We start from the raw sequence: 17,766 nt of genomic DNA on the forward strand, positions 1-17,766 counted from the left end.
GAGGCATGGCGCAGACAGTCGACTTCCGGCCGAAGCCGGGGGAGATCCCCACCCTCCCGGGCGTGTACCGCTTCACGGACGCCCGGGGGCGGGTGCTCTACGTGGGCAAGGCCAAGAACCTCCGCGCGCGGCTGAGCAACTACTTCGCCCCGCTGCCGAGCCTGCACGAGCGCACCCGGCGGATGGTCACCTCGGCCTCCGGCGTCGAGTGGACCGTCGTCGGCACCGACGTCGAGGCCCTGCAGCTCGAGTTCACCTGGATCAACGAGTTCGATCCACCCTTCAACGTCAAGTTCCGCGACGACAAGTCCTACCCCTACATGGCGGTGACGCTCGGCGACGAGGCCCCGCGGGTGATGGTCACGCGGAACGCCAAGATCAGGAAGGCCCGCTACTTCGGGCCCTACCCCAAGATCTGGGCGATCCACGAGACGATCGACCTGATGATCAAGGCGTTCCCGATCAGGACCTGCAACGACTCCAACTACAAGCGCGCCATGCAGAGCGGCAAGCCCTGCTTCGCGTCGCAGATCGGCCGCTGCGGCGGGCCCTGCTCCCACCGCGTCACCTTCGCCGAGCACCGCGAGATGGTCGACCGCTTCGTCGCCTTCATGGGCAGCCACGACCGCCGGATGATCGGCGAGCTCGAGAAGGAGATGCGCGAGGCCGCGGCGGCGATGGAGTACGAGCGCGCGGGGAAGCTGCGCGATCAGGCCGCCGCCCTCGACGCGGTCCTCGCCAAGAGCGCGGTCGTGCTCAAGGACAACGTGGACGTCGACCTCTACGCGATCGTCCACGACGAGCTCGCCGCCTCCGTGCAGCAGTTCCGGGTCCGCGGCGGGCGCATCCGCGGCGAGCGGGGCTGGGTCGTCGACAAGGAGCTCGACATGAGCACGGCGGAGCTCGTCGACACGGCCCTGCAGGCCGCCTACGAGACCGGCGACGTCCCGCCCCGGGAGGTCGTCGTGCCGGAGCTGCCCGAGGACACCGAGGCGCTCGAGGAGTGGCTGAGCGGGCTGCGCGGCACGAACGTACGCCTCCGAGCGGCCCAGCGCGGAGACAAGGCCGCCCTCCTCGAGACGGCGACGCAGAACGCGAAGCACTCGCTCATGCTCTACAAGACCCGCCGCTCCGCCGACTTCACCGCTCGGACGCAGGCCCTGGAGGACATCCGCGACGCCCTCGGCATGAGCGAGGCGCCGCTCCGGATGGAGTGCTACGACGTCTCCCACCTCAGCGGCACCAACATCGTCGCCTCGATGGTGGTCTTCGAGGACGGGCTCGCGCGGAAGGACCAGTACCGGCGGTTCTCCATCGCGGAGTCGACGGACGACACCGAGTCGCTGCACCAGGTGCTCACCCGCCGTCTCGCGTACCTCCGCGAGCCGGTCGAGCCCGCGGCGGTCGACCCCGAGACCGGCGAGGCCAAGCGGCGCAAGTTCTCGTACCCCCCGCAGCTGCTGATCGTCGACGGCGGCCAGCCGCAGGTCGCAGCCGCGCAGCGCGCGCTCGACGAGTCCGGGGTGACCGGCATCACCCTCTGCGGGATCGCCAAGCGCCTCGAGGAGATCTGGCTGCCGGACTCCGACTTCCCCGTCATCCTGCCGCGCAACAGCGATGCGCTCTTCCTCTTCCAGCGCATCCGCGACGAGGCGCACCGCTTCGCGATCACCCACCAGAGGACGCGTCGCAAGCGCGACATCTCGTCGCAGCTGGCCGAGGTGCCCGGGCTCGGAGGGACGCGAGTCCGCGACCTGCTGAAGCACTTCGGATCCGTCGCCCGGCTCCGCGAGGCGGGCGAGGCCGAGATCGCCGAGGTCAAGGGCATCGGCCCGACGCTGGCGGGCGCGATCCACGCGCACCTGCATCCGGACGGGTCCGCCGTCGGGGGCACGCCCTAGGCTGGAGGCCCGCGCTCCGGGGGAGAGCGGCCGGTGCCCGGCACCGAGGACACGAGCAGACACGAGCACGGAGAGCGCATGAGCACGGAGAGCGAGCAGCAGGACGTGCTGATCGTCACGGGGATGTCCGGAGCGGGCCGGTCCACGGCCGCGAACGCGCTGGAGGACCTCGGCTGGTACGTCGTCGACAACCTGCCGCCGCAGATGCTGCGCCCGCTGGTCGACCTGGCGCAGCGTGCGGGGGACACGCTGCCGAAGATCGCGGCGGTCGTCGACGTCCGCGGACGCGACTTCTTCGAGGACCTCGGCGACATCGTCCGCGAGCTGCGCGCCGGGGTCGACCTCCGAGTGGTGTTCCTCGAGGCCACCGACGCCGCGCTCGTCCGCCGCTTCGAGCAGGTGCGCCGTCCGCACCCGCTGCAGGGCCGGGGGACCCTCCTCGACGGCATCTCCGCCGAGCGGACGCGCCTCGCTCAGCTGCGGGAGTCGGCCGACATCGTCATCGACACCTCGGACCTCAACATCCACCAGCTGGCCACCAGCATCACCGAGCGCTTCGCCGAGGCCGGCCGCGCGGGCCTCCAGGTCACGGTGATGAGCTTCGGCTTCAAGTACGGGCTGCCGACGGACGCCGACATGGTGGCCGACGCGCGGTTCCTGCCGAACCCGTACTGGATCCCGGAGCTGCGCCCGCACACGGGTCTCGACGAAGAGGTGAGAGACTACGTGCTGGCCCAGCAGGGCGCCGAGGAGTTCATCGACTCCTACTCCCGGGCCCTGCGCCCCGTGCTCGACGGCTACCAGCGCGAGAACAAGCGCCACGCGACCATCGCGATCGGCTGCACGGGAGGCAAGCACCGCTCCGTCGCGGTCGCGGGCCGTGTCGCGGCCCGTCTGGCCGAGCTGCCGGGCGTCGCCGTCAACGTGGCGCACCGCGACCTCGGCCGAGAATGATCCCCGCGCGCTCAGCCGCGCACCCGACGTAAGGAAGACTCCGTGGCCCTCACCGCAGACGTCAAGGGCGAACTGGTCGCGATCGTCTCGCGCAAGAACACCGTCCGTGCCGCCGAACTGGCGACCATCCTCCGCTTCTCCGGAGGACTGCACATCATCTCCAACCGCCTCGCGGTCGAGGTCGAGCTCGACTCCGCCCCGCTCGCGACCCGCGTGCGCCGCGACCTCGCCGAGCTGTACGGCGTCCGCAGCGAGGGCAGCATCGTCTCGGCCGGCGGATCCCGGAGGACCACGAGCTGGCTGGTGCGCGTCGTCGAGGGCGGGGACACCCTCGCCCGGCAGACCGGCCTCCTCGACCAGCGGGGCCGGCCCGTCCGCGGCCTGCCCAACCGCCTCACGACCGGCTCCCGCGAGGAGCTCGCCGCCCTGTGGCGCGGCGCCTTCCTCGCCCAGGGCTCGCTGACCGACCCGGGCCGCTCCGCGGCGCTCGAGATCATCTGCCCCGGCAACGAGGCGGCCATGGCGATCGTCGGAGCCGCCGGACGCCTGGGAGTCCAGGCCAAGTCCCGCGAGGTGCGCGGCGTCCACCGGGTCGTCATCCGCGACGGCGAGAGCATCAGCGCGATGCTCACCCTGATGGGCGCGACCGCGACCGTCGCGAGCTGGGAGGAGCTGCGCCAGCGCCGCGAGGTGCGGGCGACCGCGAACCGCCTCGTCAACTTCGACGACGCGAACCTCCGCCGCTCCGCCCAGGCCGCCGTCGCGGCGTGCGCCCGCGTCGAGCGCGCGATGGAGATCCTGGGCGACGACATCCCCGAGCACCTCCGCTACGCCGGGCGCCTGCGCCTCGCGCACCGCGACGCGAGCCTCGACGAGCTCGGCCACCACGCCGATCCGCCGATGACGAAGGACGCCGTCGCCGGCCGCATCCGCCGCCTCCTCGCGATGGCCGACAAGCGCGCGTCCGACCTCGACATCCCGGGCACCGACGCGAACCTCCCGGCAGAGCTGCAGGACCTGTAGGCCCGGCCGCACGGCGCGCCCCGCCCGGCGAACGCTGAGTGTCTCCTGGTCGAACAACGCAAGCCCTCCGAACGCGGAGGGGCCCCCTCGCTAGACTGATCGGGTCGCTCAGGACACTCCCGGCCCTCCTCCTCCGCCTCGCGGAGGACGCCGAGACGCCGGCGGGTCGCACGGGAGCGACGACCACGAACAGGAGATCGCACATGGCTGACTACACGCTCGCCGAACTGCCCTACGACTACTCGGCCCTCGAGCCGAACATCAGTGGGCGGATCATGGAGCTCCACCACGACAAGCACCACGCGACGTACGTGGCCGGGGCGAACACCGCCCTCGCCTCGCTGCAGGAGGCTCGCGACAGCGAGAACCTCGCGAACGTGAACAAGCTCCAGAAGGACCTCGCCTTCAACCTCGCCGGTCACGTGAACCACACCGTGTTCTGGAACAACCTCTCGCCGGACGGCGGCGACAAGCCCGTCGGCGAGCTCGCCGCGGCCATCGACGACAACTTCGGGTCGTTCGACAAGTTCCGTGCCCACTTCACCGCCTCGGCCCTCGGCATCCAGGGCTCCGGCTGGTCGATCCTCGCCTGGGACTCGCTCGGCGAGAAGCTCATCATCGAGCAGCTCTACGACCACCAGGGCAACCTCGCCGCGGCTACCGTCCCGGTCCTCCTCCTCGACATGTGGGAGCACGCCTTCTACCTCGACTACGTCAACGTGAAGGCCGACTACGTCAAGGCGTTCTGGAACATCGTGAACTGGGCCGACGTCTCCGCGCGCTTCGAGAAGGCCCGCGAGAAGACCTCGGGCCTGCTGCTACTGTCGTAGCGATCTCGGCGTCCCGGGCCCCGCGTCCGGGACGCCCTGTCGTCGGCTTCCACCCCTCCACTGCACCGTCGAGGTGCCTTTCCTCACCAGGAGATATCTGTGTCCGTCAAGATCGGCATCAACGGCTTCGGCCGTATCGGCCGTAACTTCTTCCGTGCAGCCCTCGCCAAGGGCAGCGACCTCGAGATCGTCGCGGTCAACGACCTCACCGACAACAAGGCCCTCGCGCACCTCCTGAAGTACGACTCCATCACGGGACGCCTCGACGCGACCGTCGAGCTCGACGGCGACCGCATCGTCGTCAACGGCAAGCCGATCATCGTCCTCGAGGAGCGCGACCCCGCGAACCTCCCCTGGGGCGAGCTGGGAGTCGACGTCGTCATCGAGTCGACCGGCCGCTTCACCAAGTCGGAGGACGCGCGCAAGCACATCACCGCGGGTGCCAAGAAGGTCATCGTCTCCGCTCCCGCCACCGGCAGCGACGTCGCGACCCTGGTCCTCGGCGTGAACGAGAACACCTACGACCCCGCGACGCACGACATCATCTCGAACGCGTCCTGCACCACGAACTGCCTCGCGCCGCTCGCCAAGGTGCTGCTCGACAACTTCGGCATCGAGCGCGGCCTGATGACCACGGTCCACGCGTACACCGCCGACCAGAACCTCCAGGACGGCCCGCACAGCGACCTGCGTCGCGCCCGCGCCGCCGCCGTCAACATCATCCCGACCTCGACCGGTGCCGCCAAGGCGCTCGGCCTGGTCATCCCGGAGCTCGTCGGCAAGCTCGACGGCTACGCCCTCCGCGTCCCGGTCCCGACCGGCTCGATCACCGACCTCACCGTCGAGCTGACCAAGCCCGCCACCGTCGAGGAGATCAACGCGGCGTACAAGGCGGCCTCCGAGGGAGACCTCAAGGGCATCCTCAAGTACACCGAGGACCCGATCGTCTCGAGCGACATCGTGACCGACCCGCACTCGTCGATCTTCGACGCGGGCCTCACGAAGGTCATCGGCAGCCAAGTCAAGGTCGCCTCCTGGTACGACAACGAGTGGGGCTACTCCAACCGCCTCGTCGACGTCACCGAGTTCGTCGCCGGCAAGCTCTAAGTGCTGCGCGCAGTGACGCTCCGCACTCTGGACTCACTGGGCTCCCTCGCAGGCAAGCGCGTCGTCGTCCGCTGCGATCTGAACGTCCCCCTGAAGGACGGAACGATCACGGACGACGGCCGCGTGCGCGCGTCGGTGCCCACGCTCCAGCGTCTGGTCTCCGAGGGCGCCCGAGTCGTGGTCGTGAGCCACCTCGGGCGCCCCGAGGGGAAGCCCGAGGCGAAGTACAGCCTCGCTCCCGTCGCCGCCCGCCTCGGCGAGCTGCTCGACGCTCCGGTGGCCTTCGCCGAGGACACCGTCGGGGAGGCGGCCTCGGCCGCCGTCGACGCCCTCGAGGACGGCCAGGTCGTCGTCCTCGAGAACCTCCGGTTCAACGCCGGCGAGACGAGCAAGGACGAAGCCGAGCGCCGCACCTTCGCCGAGAAGCTGGCCGCCTACGGCGACGCCTTCGTCTCCGACGGGTTCGGCGTCGTGCACCGCAAGCAGGCGAGCGTCTACGAGCTCGCCGAGCTTCTCCCCAGCGCCGCCGGCACGCTGATCGCGGCCGAGCTCGAGGTGCTGGAGCGGCTCACCGAGAAGCCCGAGCGCCCCTACGCGGTCGTCCTCGGCGGCTCGAAGGTCTCGGACAAGCTCGGCGTGATCGAGCACCTGCTGCCGAAGGTCGACTCGATCCTCATCGGCGGCGGAATGCTGTTCACCTTCCTCAAGGCCCAGGGCCACGAGGTCGGCGCCAGCCTGCTGGAGGCGGACCAGGTCGACACCGTGCTCGGCTACCTCGCGAAGGCGAAGGAGCTGGGCGTGGAGATCGTCCTGCCGACGGACGTCGTCGTGGCGTCGGAGTTCGGCCCCGACGCCGAGCACCAGGTCGCCTCGGCCGACGCGATCGAGGGCACGCCCTTCGGTGAGAAGGGCCTCGGCCTGGACATCGGACCGGACACCGCCGCGCACTTCGCCGAGATCATCGCGGCGTCCGAGACGGTGTTCTGGAACGGCCCCATGGGCGTCTTCGAGCTCGAGCCGTTCGCGGCGGGCACCAAGACCGTCGCGCAGGCGCTCACCGAGGTCGACGGTCTCAGCGTCGTCGGCGGAGGCGACTCCGCCGCGGCCGTCCGCGCCCTCGGGTTCCGCGACGACCAGTTCGGCCACATCTCGACGGGAGGCGGAGCGAGCCTCGAATTCCTCGAGGGCAAGCGCCTCCCCGGACTGGAGGTCCTCGGATGGTAGACACCGCCGCCCGCACCCCGCTCATCGCCGGCAACTGGAAGATGAACCTGGACCACCTCCAGGCCATCGCCTTCGTGCAGAAGCTGGCGTGGAGCCTCAAGGACGCCGACCACGACTTCGACGGTGTCGAGGTCGCGGTGTTCCCGCCCTTCACGGACCTCCGGCCCGTGCAGATCCTCGTCGACTCGGACAAGCTGCCGCTCAAGTACGGCGCGCAGGACGTCTCGAAGTTCGACAGCGGCGCCTACACCGGCGAGATCTCGGGCCAGTTCCTGAAGCAGCTCGACTGCGACTACGTGATCGTCGGCCACTCGGAGCGTCGCACGCTCCACGGCGAGACGGACGCGGACATCGCCGCCAAGTCGGCCGCGGCCGTCAATCACGGCGTCGCTCCGATCATCTGCGTCGGCGAGACCGCGGAGGACCTCGAGAAGCACGGCCCGTCGGCCGTGCCGGTCGCCCAGCTGAAGGAGGCCCTCACCGGCCTCCCCGCGGACGCCGACCTCGTCGTCGCCTACGAGCCGGTCTGGGCCATCGGCTCCGGACAGGCCGCGACGCCCGAGCAGGCCCAGCAGGTCTGCAAGGCGCTCCGCGGAGTCGTCGCCGACGTCCTCGGCGCCGACACCGCCGCGAAGACCCGCATCCTCTACGGCGGCTCCGTGAAGTCCGGAAACATCGCCGGCTTCATGCGCGAGCCCGACGTCGACGGAGCACTCGTCGGAGGCGCCAGCCTCCAGGTCGACGAGTTCGCGGCGATCGCACGATTCCGGAACCACGTCGGGGTCTGAGCTGCTGCGACGAGAGGGCGGGCCCATCGGGCCCGCCCTCTCGTCGTCCACGCCGCTCCCTGCACGGCGTGGCGCGGTCGGCTTCGCGACGGGGCGCGGTTCCGAGAGCGGGATGCGTTCGGCTACGTCGATCCGCTGGGACGCGGATCGCCGGTTCGCCTCGCTTCGTCCACGCCGCTCCCCGCGCGGTGTGGCGGGGTCGGCTTCGCGACGGGGCGCGGTTCCGAGAGCGGGATGCGTTCGGCTACGGAGATCCGCTGGGACGCGGATCGCCGGTTCGCCTCGGAGATCCCACACCGGCTTCGCGCGTTGGCCGGTGCGGTGCCGTCGGCTCGTCGCGGGGTGCTCTCCGAGAGAGTGGCGCGTTCGGCTCGATCGGTCCGCTGGTACGTGGATCACAGGCTCGCGGTCCGGCGACTGAAGAGGTTGTCGAGGGCACCGCGACGAGGCCACCCGCTCCGCCCCTCGACGGACACTCGTATACATCGCCCCGAACACGGGACGACGCATTCCTCGCGGATTCGCAGGCGCCGTTATACTCGTCGGGGCGCGCAACGCGCCAGAACTTCGAAAGGTACCGCGTGGACATCCTCCAGGTCGTGCTCCAGGTCATCCTGGGCATCACGAGCCTCCTGCTCACCATGCTGATCCTGCTCCACAAGGGGCGCGGCGGCGGTCTGTCCGACATGTTCGGGGGCGGAGTCACCTCCAACCTCGGCGCGTCGGGCGTCGCCGAGCGCAACCTCAACCGCATCACCGTGATCCTGGGCGTCGTCTGGCTGGCCTGCATCGTGGTGCTCGGACTCATCACCAAGTTCACCACCGGAGCATAGGGGTACTCGCAATGGCATCAGGCGGCAGTGCAATCCGCGGTTCGCGCGTCGGCGCAGGACCCATGGGCGAGCAGGACCGGGGCTTCCACGCGGAGCGCGTCGCGGTCTCCTACTGGGACGCTCTCGGCAACGAGACGGTGCGCCACTTCTCGGCGGCCCTCCCCGAGGACGAGATACCCGAGGTGATCGACTCCCCGCAGTCCGGTCTCCCCGCGGGCCGCGACCGGGCGAACCCGCCCCAGGTCGCGAAGACCGAGCCCTACAAGACGCACCTCGCCTACGTGAAGGAGCGCCGCACCGAGGCCGAGGCGGCTCAGCTCCTCGAGGAGGCGCTGCAGCAGCTGCGCGCCCGACGAGGCACCGCGACCCCGTCCTGATCCTCACCGCACGACGAACGACGGAAGGCCCGCCCCCTCAGGGGACGGGCCTTCCGTCGTTTCCGGACCGGCCTCAGTAGCTCGGAGCGATGAGCGACTCGGGGACCTCGGCCGCAGCCTCCTGGTCGACGAAGAACACCGTGCGCTTGCGACCGAACGCGCCCGACGCGGGCACCTCGTTCGTGCTGGCACCCGCGAGCGCGAGGCCCAGGGCCGAGGCCTTGTCGGCGCCGGCGAGCACCATCCAGATGCGGTCCGACTGGTTGATCAGCGGCAGCGTGAGGGTGAGGCGCTCCGGCGGCGGCTTCGGCGAGTTGCGGACGGCGAGGACGCCGGGAGTCGTGGAGCGGATCGCGGAGCGCTCGGGGAACAGCGACGCGATGTGCCCGTCCGGCCCGACACCGAGGAAGGTGATGTCGAAGCGCGGGTAGTCGCGCCCCTCGGAGGCGTGCTCGCGCAGCTCCGCGTCGTAGGCAGCGGCGGCGCCGTCGAGGTCCAGACCCTCGTCCGAGGCCGGGTAAGAGTGCACGTTCGCCGCCGGCACGTCGAGGACGCTGAAGAGGTCCCCCGCCTGGACGTCGTTGCGGTCCTCGTGGCCGCGGGGCACCCAGCGCTCATCGCCCCACCAGAAGTGCACGCGCGACCAGTCCACGTTGCCGGCGGCGGAGGAGGAGCCGATCTCCTTGAGCGTGGCGGCTCCCATCGTCCCTCCGGTGAGCACGACGTTCGCCGAACCCAGGTCGTCGAGGACGTCGATCGTCTTGGTGAGGAACCGGGCGGCGACCGAGCCGGCGAGGGTCTGCTTGTCGCGGTGGACCAGCACGCGGCGTTCGGTGGTCATCTCAGGGGACTCCTTCGGGTTCGGGTGCCGATCGGCGGGGTTCGGCTCCGTGTCGGGAAGCTCTGAGGCGTGGGCGCCCTGGACGGGCGCCCACGCCTCAGGAGGCGCTGCGGGCCTCGGCCTTCTCAGTGAGCATGTCGACCCCGCGCGAGATCACTTCACCGTACAGGTCATCCGGGTCGAGCCGGCGCAGCTCCTCCGCCAGGCAGTCCCGGAGGCTGCGGCGGGGGAGCGAGATGTCGTGGACCGGCTGATCGGGCTGCGTGAGCGTCGCGACGTTGGGCACCGAGCGCTCGAGCTCGATCACTCCGGAGTCGCGGATGAGCCGCACGCCGTGGATCCCGCTGGACCCGGTGGCGCTGATCGTGAGCTCGTGGTCGACGGGGATGTCGAGCTCGAGCTGCAGCCAGGCGGCGAGCAGGATCGTCGAGGGGGAGTCGGGCGCGCCCGAGACCTCGACGGCCGTGATCGGCTCGTAGGGCGGCTGGTCGAGCACTGCTGCGAGCTGCGCGCGCCAGAGGGTGAGGCGGGTCCAGGCGAAGTCGGTGTCGCCGGGGGCATAGGTGGAGGCGAGGTGGTGCAGCGCCTCCGCCGGGTTCGCCTGGGCCGACGCGTCGGTGATCCGCCGGGTGGCGATCCGGCCGATCGGGGACGCGGAGGCGTTGTCCGGAGCGCTGTTCGGCCACCAGGCCACGACGGGGGCGTCGGGGAGGAGCAGGCCCGTGACCAGGCTCTCCTCGTCCTCGGCCGCGTCCCCGTAGGGACGGAGCACGACGACCTCGCTCGCGCCGGCGTCGCCTCCGACCCGGATCTGCGCGTCGACCCGCGCCGTCGCGTCGACCGGGACCGTGGTGGTGCCGTCGTCCTTCGAGACCACGATGACGCGCATCGGGTGCTCGCGGGACGCGTCGTTCGCGGCTTCGATGGCCTCCTCCTCGTGACCCCGGGAGGTCGCGATGATGAGGGTGAGGACGCGGCCGAGGGCGACGGCGCCGCCCTCCTCGCGGATCTTGACGAGGGTCTTCGAGACCTCGCTCGTCGTGGTGTCGGGCAGATCGACGATCATGGACGCCTCCAGGTGCGGCCGTCGCGGGCGAGGAGCTCGTCGGCGGAATCGGGGCCCCAGGTTCCGGGGCGGTACTGCTCGGGCTGGCCCTGCGTGGCCCAGAACTCCTCGATCGGGTCGAGGATCTTCCAGGACAGCTCGACCTCCTCGTGCCGGGGGAAGAGCGGCGGCTCGCCCAGGAGGACGTCGAGGATGAGACGCTCGTAGGCCTCGGGACTCGCCTCGGTGAACGCGTGGCCGTAGCCGAAGTCCATCGTCACGTCGCGCACCTGCATGCCGGCGCCGGGCACCTTCGAGCCGAAGCGCATGGTGACGCCCTCGTCGGGCTGGACCCGGATGACGAGCGCGTTCTGGCCCAGCGACGTGGTCTGGCTCTCGGCGAAGAGCTGCTTCGGTGCCCGCTTGAACACGACCGCGATCTCGGTGACGCGGCGGCCGAGGCGCTTGCCGGCCCGCAGGTAGAACGGCACGCCGGCCCAGCGTCGGGTGCCGATGTCCAGGCGCATGGCGGCATAGGTCTCGGTGGTCGAGGTGGGGCTCATGCCGTCCTCCTCGAGGAAGCCGAGCACCTTCTCGCCGCCCTGCCAGCCGCCGGCGTACTGCCCGCGGGCGGTCGCGGTGGAGAGGTCGGCGGGGAGGCGGACGGCCGCGAGGACCTTCTCCTTCTCCGCACGGAGGTCGGCCGCGTCGAACGAGATCGGCTCCTCCATGGCGGTCAGGGCGAGCAGCTGCAGCAGGTGGTTCTGGATGACGTCGCGCGCCGCTCCGATGCCGTCGTAGTAGCCCGCGCGCCCGCCCACGCCGATGTCCTCGGCCATGGTGATCTGCACGTGGTCGACGTAGTTCGAGTTCCAGAGCGGCTCGTACATCATGTTGGCGAAGCGGAGGGCCAGGATGTTCTGGACCGTCTCCTTGCCGAGGTAGTGGTCGATCCGGAAGACGGAGTCGGGCGGGAAGACCGACTCGACGACGTCGTTCAGCTCGCGAGCCGTCTTCAGGTCGCTGCCGAACGGCTTCTCGATGACGACGCGGCGCCACTGGCCGTCCTTCTGCTCGGCGAGGCCGGAGCTGCGCAGCTGCTCGGTGACCTGCGGGAAGGACTTCGGGGGGATCGAGAGGTAGAAGGCGAAGTTGCCGTTCGTGCCGCGCTCGCGGTCGAGGTCGTCGACGGTCGTCTTCAGGCGGGCGAACGCCTCGGGGTCGTCGAACTCGCCCTGCACGAACCGGATGCCCTGCGCGAGCTGCGCCCAGACCTCCTCGTGGAACTCGGTGCGGGCGTGCTTCTTCACGGAGTCGTGGACGACCTGCTCGAAGTCCTGGTCGTCCCAGTCGCGCCGGGCGAATCCGACGAGGGCGAAGCCGGGAGGCAGGAGGCCGCGGTTGGCGAGATCGTAGACCGCGGGCATGAGCTTCTTGCGGGAGAGGTCGCCGGTCACGCCGAAGATGACGAGGCCGCTGGGCCCGGCGATCCGGTTCAACCGGCGGTCGAAGCTCAACCTCAGCGGATTGAACTCGGGGGTGATGTCCACAGACATGTGCAGTGTCCTTCTGTGTGCCGGTGGGACCGGCGCACTGCTATCGGTGAGGGAGGGGGAGGAGCGGGCGGGCCCGGCTGCTGCCCCGGGAAGTGGTCGCGGGACGACCGCGGGCACGCCGCCGCGCGCTCGAGAGCGCAGCGGCGGCGTGCCCGTCGGATCAGGTGTTGAGGGCCTCGAAGAGCGCCTCGAGGTCGGCCTCGGGGTCGGTCAGCGTGAGGGTCAGCACCGGCCGGCCGTGCTCGGCGAGCACGCTCGCGTCGCCGGCGGCCTGCGCCAGGATGAGCTGGCCGAAGGTGAACGGGCTGTCCGGGATCTCGAGGTCCACGTCGGAGCGCTCGGTGATCTGGAGGAACACGCCGGTCGGCGCCCCGCCCTTGTGGTACTGCCCGGTCGAGTGCAGGAAGCGCGGGCCCCACCCGAAGGTGACGGGGCGCTGGGCCTGCGCGGCGAGGAGGTCGCGCACGCCCTCGAGCTGCGGGAGCGCGAGGCGGTCGACGTACGCCTGGATCGAGACGTAGCCGCCGTCGCCCAGCTGCGCGAGGAGGCGGTCGACAGCGGCGGCGACGGTCGAGACGCCCTCGGTGACGCTGCTGCTGCCGGTGACCTCGATGCCCGCGTCGGTGAACGCGGGCGCCTCGGGCTCGGGGCGCTTCTCGAGCAGGGCCCGGGTCGCGACCTTCGCCGACTCGACGTCGGGCTGGTCGAACGGGTTGATGCCCAGGAGGCGACCCGCGACGGCGACGGCGTACTCCCACGTGAGCATCTGAGCGCCGAGCGAGCCGGAGAGGAGGATCTCGCCCTCGTGGCGGTCGCGCGGGAACAGGTGCAGCGCCGTGGCGTCCTCGACCAGGCGGACGACCTGCAGGTCGGGCAGGTCCTCCGAGAGCTCGGGGGCCAGCGTGCCGAGGACGACGGGGAGGATGCCCGTGCCGTCCTTGCCGGTGGACTCGGCGATGAGCTGCTCCGCCCAGTCGGCGAAGGAGACGATGTCGGTCCCGTCGGCGACGATCGCGAGCTTGTCGCGGCGCGGGCTGGTCGCGGCGATCGCCGCTCCGAGGATCAGGCCCGGGTTCTCGGGGGAGTCCACGGCGAGCCCGAGGGAGGCCTCGGCCGCCTCGTCGAGGAGGGCCTCGATGTCGGCGCCGGCGAGCCCGGACGGCACGAGGCCGAACGCGGAGAGCGCCGAGAAGCGCCCGCCGATGTTCGGGTCGGCGTTGAACACGCGGTAGCCGGCCTCGCGGGAGGAGGTGTCCAGGGGCGAGCCCGGGTCGGTCACGATGACGATGCGGTCGAGCGGATCGATGCCCGCCTCCGTGAACGCCTTCTCGTAGGCCTTCTTCTGGCTCGCGGTCTCGACGGTCGAGCCGGACTTCGAGGAGATGACGACCGCGGTCGACGCGAGCCGGTCGTTCAGGGCCGCGAGCACCTGGCCGGGCGCCGTCGAGTCGAGCACGGTGAGCTCGACGCCGGCGGTGCGGGTGATGACCTCGGGCGCGAGCGAGGAGCCGCCCATGCCGCCGAGGACGATGTGGTCGACGCCCTTGGCCTGGAACTCCTCGCGCAGGGCGAGGATCTGGGGGATCAGGGGGCGGGAGACGGTGGTCGACTCGGTCCACCCGAGGCGCTTGGCCGCCTCCTCCTCCGCCGCGGCGCCCCACAGGGTGGGGACCTGGGCGGTGATGCCGGAGGCGACCTCGTCGGCGACGAGCTCCGGGACGACGCGGTCGACGGCCTTCTCGGCGTCTCCGCTGACGTGGATCTGGATGGCCATGATCAGGCCTGCGCCTTCGCGCCCTCGAGCGCCGCGGTGACGGTGTCGAGCAGCTCGTTCCAGGAGACGATGAACTTCTCCACGCCCTCCTTCTCGAGCAGCTCGGTGACGTCGGCGTACGAGACGCCCTGCGCCGCGACGGCGTCGAGGACGGCGTTCGCGTCGGCGTACGAGCCCGTGACGGTGTCGCCGGTGATGACACCGTGGTCGAAGGTCGCCTCGAGGGTCTTCTCGGGCATCGTGTTGACCACGCCGGCCGCGACGAGCTCGGTCACGTAGAGGGTGTCGGGGAGGTCGGTCGACTTGACGCCGGTCGAGGCCCAGAGGGGACGCTGGCGGTTGGCGCCGGACTCCTGGAGCAGCAGCGCGCGCTCGGTGGCGAACGCCTCGACGAAGACCTCGTAGGCCAGCTGCGCGTTGGCGACGCCGGACTTGCTCTTGAGGGCGCGGGCCTCGTCGGTGCCGACGGCCTCGAGGCGCTTGTCGATCTCGGTGTCGACGCGCGAGACGAAGAACGAGGCGACGGAGTGGATGGTCGACAGGTCGATGCCGGCGTCCTTGGCCTTCTCGAGGCCGGCCAGGTACGCGTTGATGACGGCGCGGTAGCGGGCGAGCGAGAAGATCAGGGTGACGTTCACCGAGATGCCGGAGCCGATGACCTCCGTGATGGCCTCGAGGCCCTCGACGGTCGCGGGGATCTTGATCATCGCGTTGGGGCGGTCGACCTTGGCCCAGAGGGCCTTGGCCTGCTCGATGGTGCCCTGGGCGTCGTGCGCCAGGCCGGGCTCGACCTCGATCGACACGCGGCCGTCGTAGCCGTTGGTCGCGTCGTAGATCGGGCGGAAGATGTCGGACGCCGCGGCGACGTCGTCGGTGGTGATCTCGAAGACGGCGTCGGTCACCGAGGTGCCGGCGGAGGCGAGCTCGCGCACCTGGGCGTCGTAGGACTCGCCGTTGGTCAGGGCCGCGGCGAAGATCGTGGGGTTCGTGGTGACTCCGACGACGTTCTTCTCCTCGATGAGCTTCTGCAGCCCTCCGGTGGAGATGCGCGAGCGGGAGAGGTCGTCGAGCCAGATGCTGACGCCGGCGGCGGAGAGCTCTGCGGTGGGGGTGTTCTCGGTCATGTCTCTTCTTCTTCTGCGTAGGTGGTGCGTGGTGTGAGGGGGAGCCGCTGCTCCGACGGCGAAGGCCGCGTCCGTGGTGGACGCGGCCTTCGGGTCAGGAGGCTGCGAGCGACTCCTTGGCGGCGGACAGTGCCGCCTCGGTGGTGATCCCGAACTCGCGGAACAGGGTCTTGTAGTCGGCCGAGGCGCCGAAGTGCTCGATCGAGACGGAGCGGCCGGCGTCGCCGACGTACTTCTGCCAGCCCAGGCTCAGGCCGGCCTCGATCGAGACGCGCGCCTTCACCGAGGAGGGCAGGACCTTCTCGCGGTACTCGGCGTCCTGCTCCTCGAACCACTCGAGGGACGGAGCCGAGACGACGCGGGCGTTGACGCCCTCGCTCCTCAGGGCCTCGCGCGCCTCGACGGCGATCTGGACCTCGGAGCCGGTCGCGATGAAGATCACGTCCGGGGTGCCGCCCGGCGCCTCGGCCAGGATGTAGGCACCGCGGGCGACGTTCGCGGCGGAGGCGAAGGTCTCGCCCTCCGCGTCGCCCTCGCCGCGCTCGAACACCGGGATGTTCTGACGGGTGAGCGCGAGGCCGGCGGGGCCCTCGCGGCGCTCGAGGATGGTCTTCCAGGCGTAGGCGACCTCGTTCGCGTCGCCGGGGCGGACGACGTCCAGGCCCGGGATCGCGCGGAGGGTCGACAGCTGCTCGACCGGCTGGTGCGTCGGGCCGTCCTCGCCGAGCGCCACGGAGTCGTGGGTCCAGACGTAGATGGCCGGCGCCTTCATGAGCGCGGCGAGACGGACCGCCGGGCGCATGTAGTCGGAGAAGATCAGGAAGGTGCCGCCGAAGGGGCGGGTGTTGCCGTGCAGGACGATCCCGTTGAGGATCGCGCCCATGGCGTGCTCGCGGATGCCGAAGTGCAGCACGCGGCCGCCCTTCTTCCCGGTCCACTCGTGGGTCGAGAACTCCGTCGGGACGAAGGAGCCGGCTCCCTCGATCGTCGTGTTGTTCGACTCGGCGAGGTCGGCGGAGCCGCCCCACAGCTCGGGGATCACGCCGGCGAGGGCGTTGATGACCTTGCCGGACGCGGCGCGGGTCGAGACCTCCTTGCCGGGCTCGAAGACGGGGAGCGCCTCCTGGACGCCCTCGGGCAGCTCGCCCGAGAGGACCCGGTCGAGCAGCTCCTTCTTCTCGGGGTTCGCGGAGGCCCAGGCGGCGAGCTGCTCGTCCCACTCGGCGTGCTGGGCCTGGCCGCGCTCGACGGCCTTGCGGGTGTGCTCGATGACCTCGTCGGCGACGTCGAAGGTCTTCTCGGGGTCGAAGCCGAGCACCTCCTTGAGTCCGCGGAGCTCGTCGGCGCCCAGGGCGGAGCCGTGGATCTTGCCGGTGTTCTGCTTCTTCGGCGACGGCCAGCCGATGATGGTGCGCAGGATGATGAGCGACGGCTTGTCGGTCTCGCCCTTCGCGGCCTCGATCGCGGCGTGCAGCTCGGCGACGTCCTCGTGGTACTCGCCGGTCTTCTTCCAGTCGACGACCTGGACCTGCCAGTCGTAGGCCTCGTAGCGCGCCTTGACGTCCTCGGTGAAGGCGATGTTGGTGTCGTCCTCGATCGAGATCTGGTTGGAGTCGTAGATGACGACCAGGTTGCCGAGCTTCTGGTGGCCGGCCAGCGAGGAGGCCTCGCTGGTGACGCCCTCCTGCAGGTCGCCGTCGCCGGCGATCACGTAGACGAAGTGGTCGAACGGGGAGGTGCCCGCGGCGGCCTCCGGGTCGAACAGCTCGCGCTCGAAGCGCGAGGCGTAGGCGAAGCCCACGGCGGAGGCGAGGCCCTGGCCGAGCGGCCCGGTGGTGATCTCGACGCCGTCGGTGTGGCCGTACTCCGGGTGGCCCGGGGTCTTCGAGCCCCAGGTGCGCAGCGCCTTGAGGTCGTCGAGCTCGAGTCCGTAGCCGCCCAGGTAGAACTGGACGTACTGGGTCAGCGAGGAGTGGCCGACCGACAGGATGAACCGGTCGCGGCCGATCCAGGTCGCGTCGGACGGATCGCGGCGCATGACCTTCTGGAACAGGAGGTAGGCGGCGGGCGCGAGGCTCATGGCGGTTCCGGGATGGCCGTTGCCGACCTTCTCGACCGCATCCGCGGCGAGAACCCTCGCCGTGTCGACTGCCTTCTCGTCAATGGATTCCCATTGCAGTTCTGACACTTGGTACTGACCCTTCTCGAGACGTGGGGCAGACGGGGACCGTCCGCCCTCTCGCATGGTGGAGCACGCCGCATGACGACTTCGACACGATGCTCCGGCGACGGCCCTCTCGGCCCCGTGCCGACGATCGTCGGGCGGGCTCGGGTGCGTGCCGGGCGCTCTGGCGAGCAGTCCCGAGTATACGGAGGGGGGTGCGCCGCT

At 70.7% G+C, this 17,766-nt stretch carries 15 protein-coding genes; 9 read left to right on the forward strand and 6 right to left on the reverse strand.

The genetic code is table 11. From position 1 onward, the window contains the following. The first annotated feature begins 5 nt into the window (after nucleotides 1-5). From uvrC to C5C44_RS07515, 9 genes are all read left to right on the forward strand, one after another. Nucleotides 6-1,901 carry an excinuclease ABC subunit UvrC gene (gene uvrC, locus C5C44_RS07475; RefSeq protein ID WP_104268633.1) on the forward strand — a complete coding sequence of 632 codons (1,896 nt, stop codon included), beginning with the start codon at nucleotides 6-8 and terminating at the stop codon, nucleotides 1,899-1,901. A 78-nt stretch (nucleotides 1,902-1,979) separates the two neighbouring features. Next, the gene (gene rapZ / locus C5C44_RS07480; protein ID WP_097166020.1) at nucleotides 1,980-2,855 is read left to right on the forward strand and encodes an RNase adapter RapZ; all 876 of its coding nucleotides are present in this window, start codon (nucleotides 1,980-1,982) and stop codon (nucleotides 2,853-2,855) included. A 42-nt stretch (nucleotides 2,856-2,897) separates the two neighbouring features. Further along, nucleotides 2,898-3,878 carry a DNA-binding protein WhiA gene (gene whiA, locus C5C44_RS07485; protein WP_104221905.1) on the forward strand — a complete coding sequence of 327 codons (981 nt, stop codon included), beginning with the start codon at nucleotides 2,898-2,900 and terminating at the stop codon, nucleotides 3,876-3,878. A gap of 203 nt (nucleotides 3,879-4,081) precedes the next feature. Next, nucleotides 4,082-4,708: a superoxide dismutase gene (locus C5C44_RS07490; protein ID WP_104221907.1), complete on the forward strand. Its 627-nt coding sequence runs from the start codon at nucleotides 4,082-4,084 to the stop codon at nucleotides 4,706-4,708. A 99-nt stretch (nucleotides 4,709-4,807) separates the two neighbouring features. After that, nucleotides 4,808-5,815: a type I glyceraldehyde-3-phosphate dehydrogenase gene (gene gap / locus C5C44_RS07495; protein WP_104221909.1), complete on the forward strand. Its 1,008-nt coding sequence runs from the start codon at nucleotides 4,808-4,810 to the stop codon at nucleotides 5,813-5,815. Nucleotides 5,816-5,827: 12 nt separating this feature from the next. Beyond that, nucleotides 5,828-7,039 (forward strand): phosphoglycerate kinase, encoded by a 1,212-nt coding sequence (locus tag C5C44_RS07500; protein WP_104263177.1) that lies wholly within the window; start codon nucleotides 5,828-5,830, stop codon nucleotides 7,037-7,039. Continuing rightward, entirely contained in the window at nucleotides 7,033-7,827 is a 795-nt protein-coding gene (tpiA, locus tag C5C44_RS07505) for a triose-phosphate isomerase (protein WP_104221913.1), read from the forward strand. Before C5C44_RS07500 ends, tpiA begins: the two co-directional genes overlap by 7 nt. A gap of 581 nt (nucleotides 7,828-8,408) precedes the next feature. After that, nucleotides 8,409-8,660, forward strand: coding sequence for a preprotein translocase subunit SecG (gene secG / locus C5C44_RS07510; protein ID WP_104221915.1), 252 nt, complete (start codon nucleotides 8,409-8,411; stop codon nucleotides 8,658-8,660). Nucleotides 8,661-8,671: 11 nt separating this feature from the next. Continuing rightward, on the forward strand, nucleotides 8,672-9,037 hold the full coding sequence (locus C5C44_RS07515; RefSeq protein ID WP_055791968.1) for an RNA polymerase-binding protein RbpA: 366 nt from the start codon (nucleotides 8,672-8,674) through the stop codon (nucleotides 9,035-9,037). 73 nt (nucleotides 9,038-9,110) lie between these two features. Here C5C44_RS07515 and pgl read toward each other — a convergent pair whose 3' ends face one another. The 6 genes from pgl to tkt all read right to left on the reverse strand — a co-directional run bounded on the left by pgl (nucleotide 9,111) and on the right by tkt (nucleotide 17,565). Then, nucleotides 9,111-9,878 carry a 6-phosphogluconolactonase gene (gene pgl / locus C5C44_RS07520; protein ID WP_104221917.1) on the reverse strand — a complete coding sequence of 256 codons (768 nt, stop codon included), beginning with the start codon at nucleotides 9,876-9,878 and terminating at the stop codon, nucleotides 9,111-9,113. A 97-nt stretch (nucleotides 9,879-9,975) separates the two neighbouring features. After that, entirely contained in the window at nucleotides 9,976-10,944 is a 969-nt protein-coding gene (locus tag C5C44_RS07525; protein ID WP_104335617.1) for a glucose-6-phosphate dehydrogenase assembly protein OpcA, read from the reverse strand. After that, complete coding sequence (zwf, locus tag C5C44_RS07530; RefSeq protein WP_104246802.1) at nucleotides 10,941-12,479, reverse strand: glucose-6-phosphate dehydrogenase; 1,539 nt, start codon at nucleotides 12,477-12,479, stop codon at nucleotides 10,941-10,943. The genes C5C44_RS07525 and zwf overlap by 4 nt, the downstream gene beginning before the upstream one ends. Before the next feature lie 160 nt (nucleotides 12,480-12,639). Further along, nucleotides 12,640-14,253: a glucose-6-phosphate isomerase gene (locus C5C44_RS07535; protein ID WP_104335618.1), complete on the reverse strand. Its 1,614-nt coding sequence runs from the start codon at nucleotides 14,251-14,253 to the stop codon at nucleotides 12,640-12,642. Nucleotides 14,254-14,255: 2 nt separating this feature from the next. Beyond that, entirely contained in the window at nucleotides 14,256-15,377 is a 1,122-nt protein-coding gene (gene tal / locus C5C44_RS07540; RefSeq protein ID WP_104221924.1) for a transaldolase, read from the reverse strand. 94 nt (nucleotides 15,378-15,471) lie between these two features. Continuing rightward, nucleotides 15,472-17,565: a transketolase gene (gene tkt / locus C5C44_RS07545; RefSeq protein ID WP_104225291.1), complete on the reverse strand. Its 2,094-nt coding sequence runs from the start codon at nucleotides 17,563-17,565 to the stop codon at nucleotides 15,472-15,474. Between the last annotated feature and the right edge of the window lie 201 nt (nucleotides 17,566-17,766).

It is taken from the genome of Rathayibacter sp. AY1F6, assembly GCF_002932035.1.
GTDB lineage: Bacteria > Actinomycetota > Actinomycetes > Actinomycetales > Microbacteriaceae > Rathayibacter.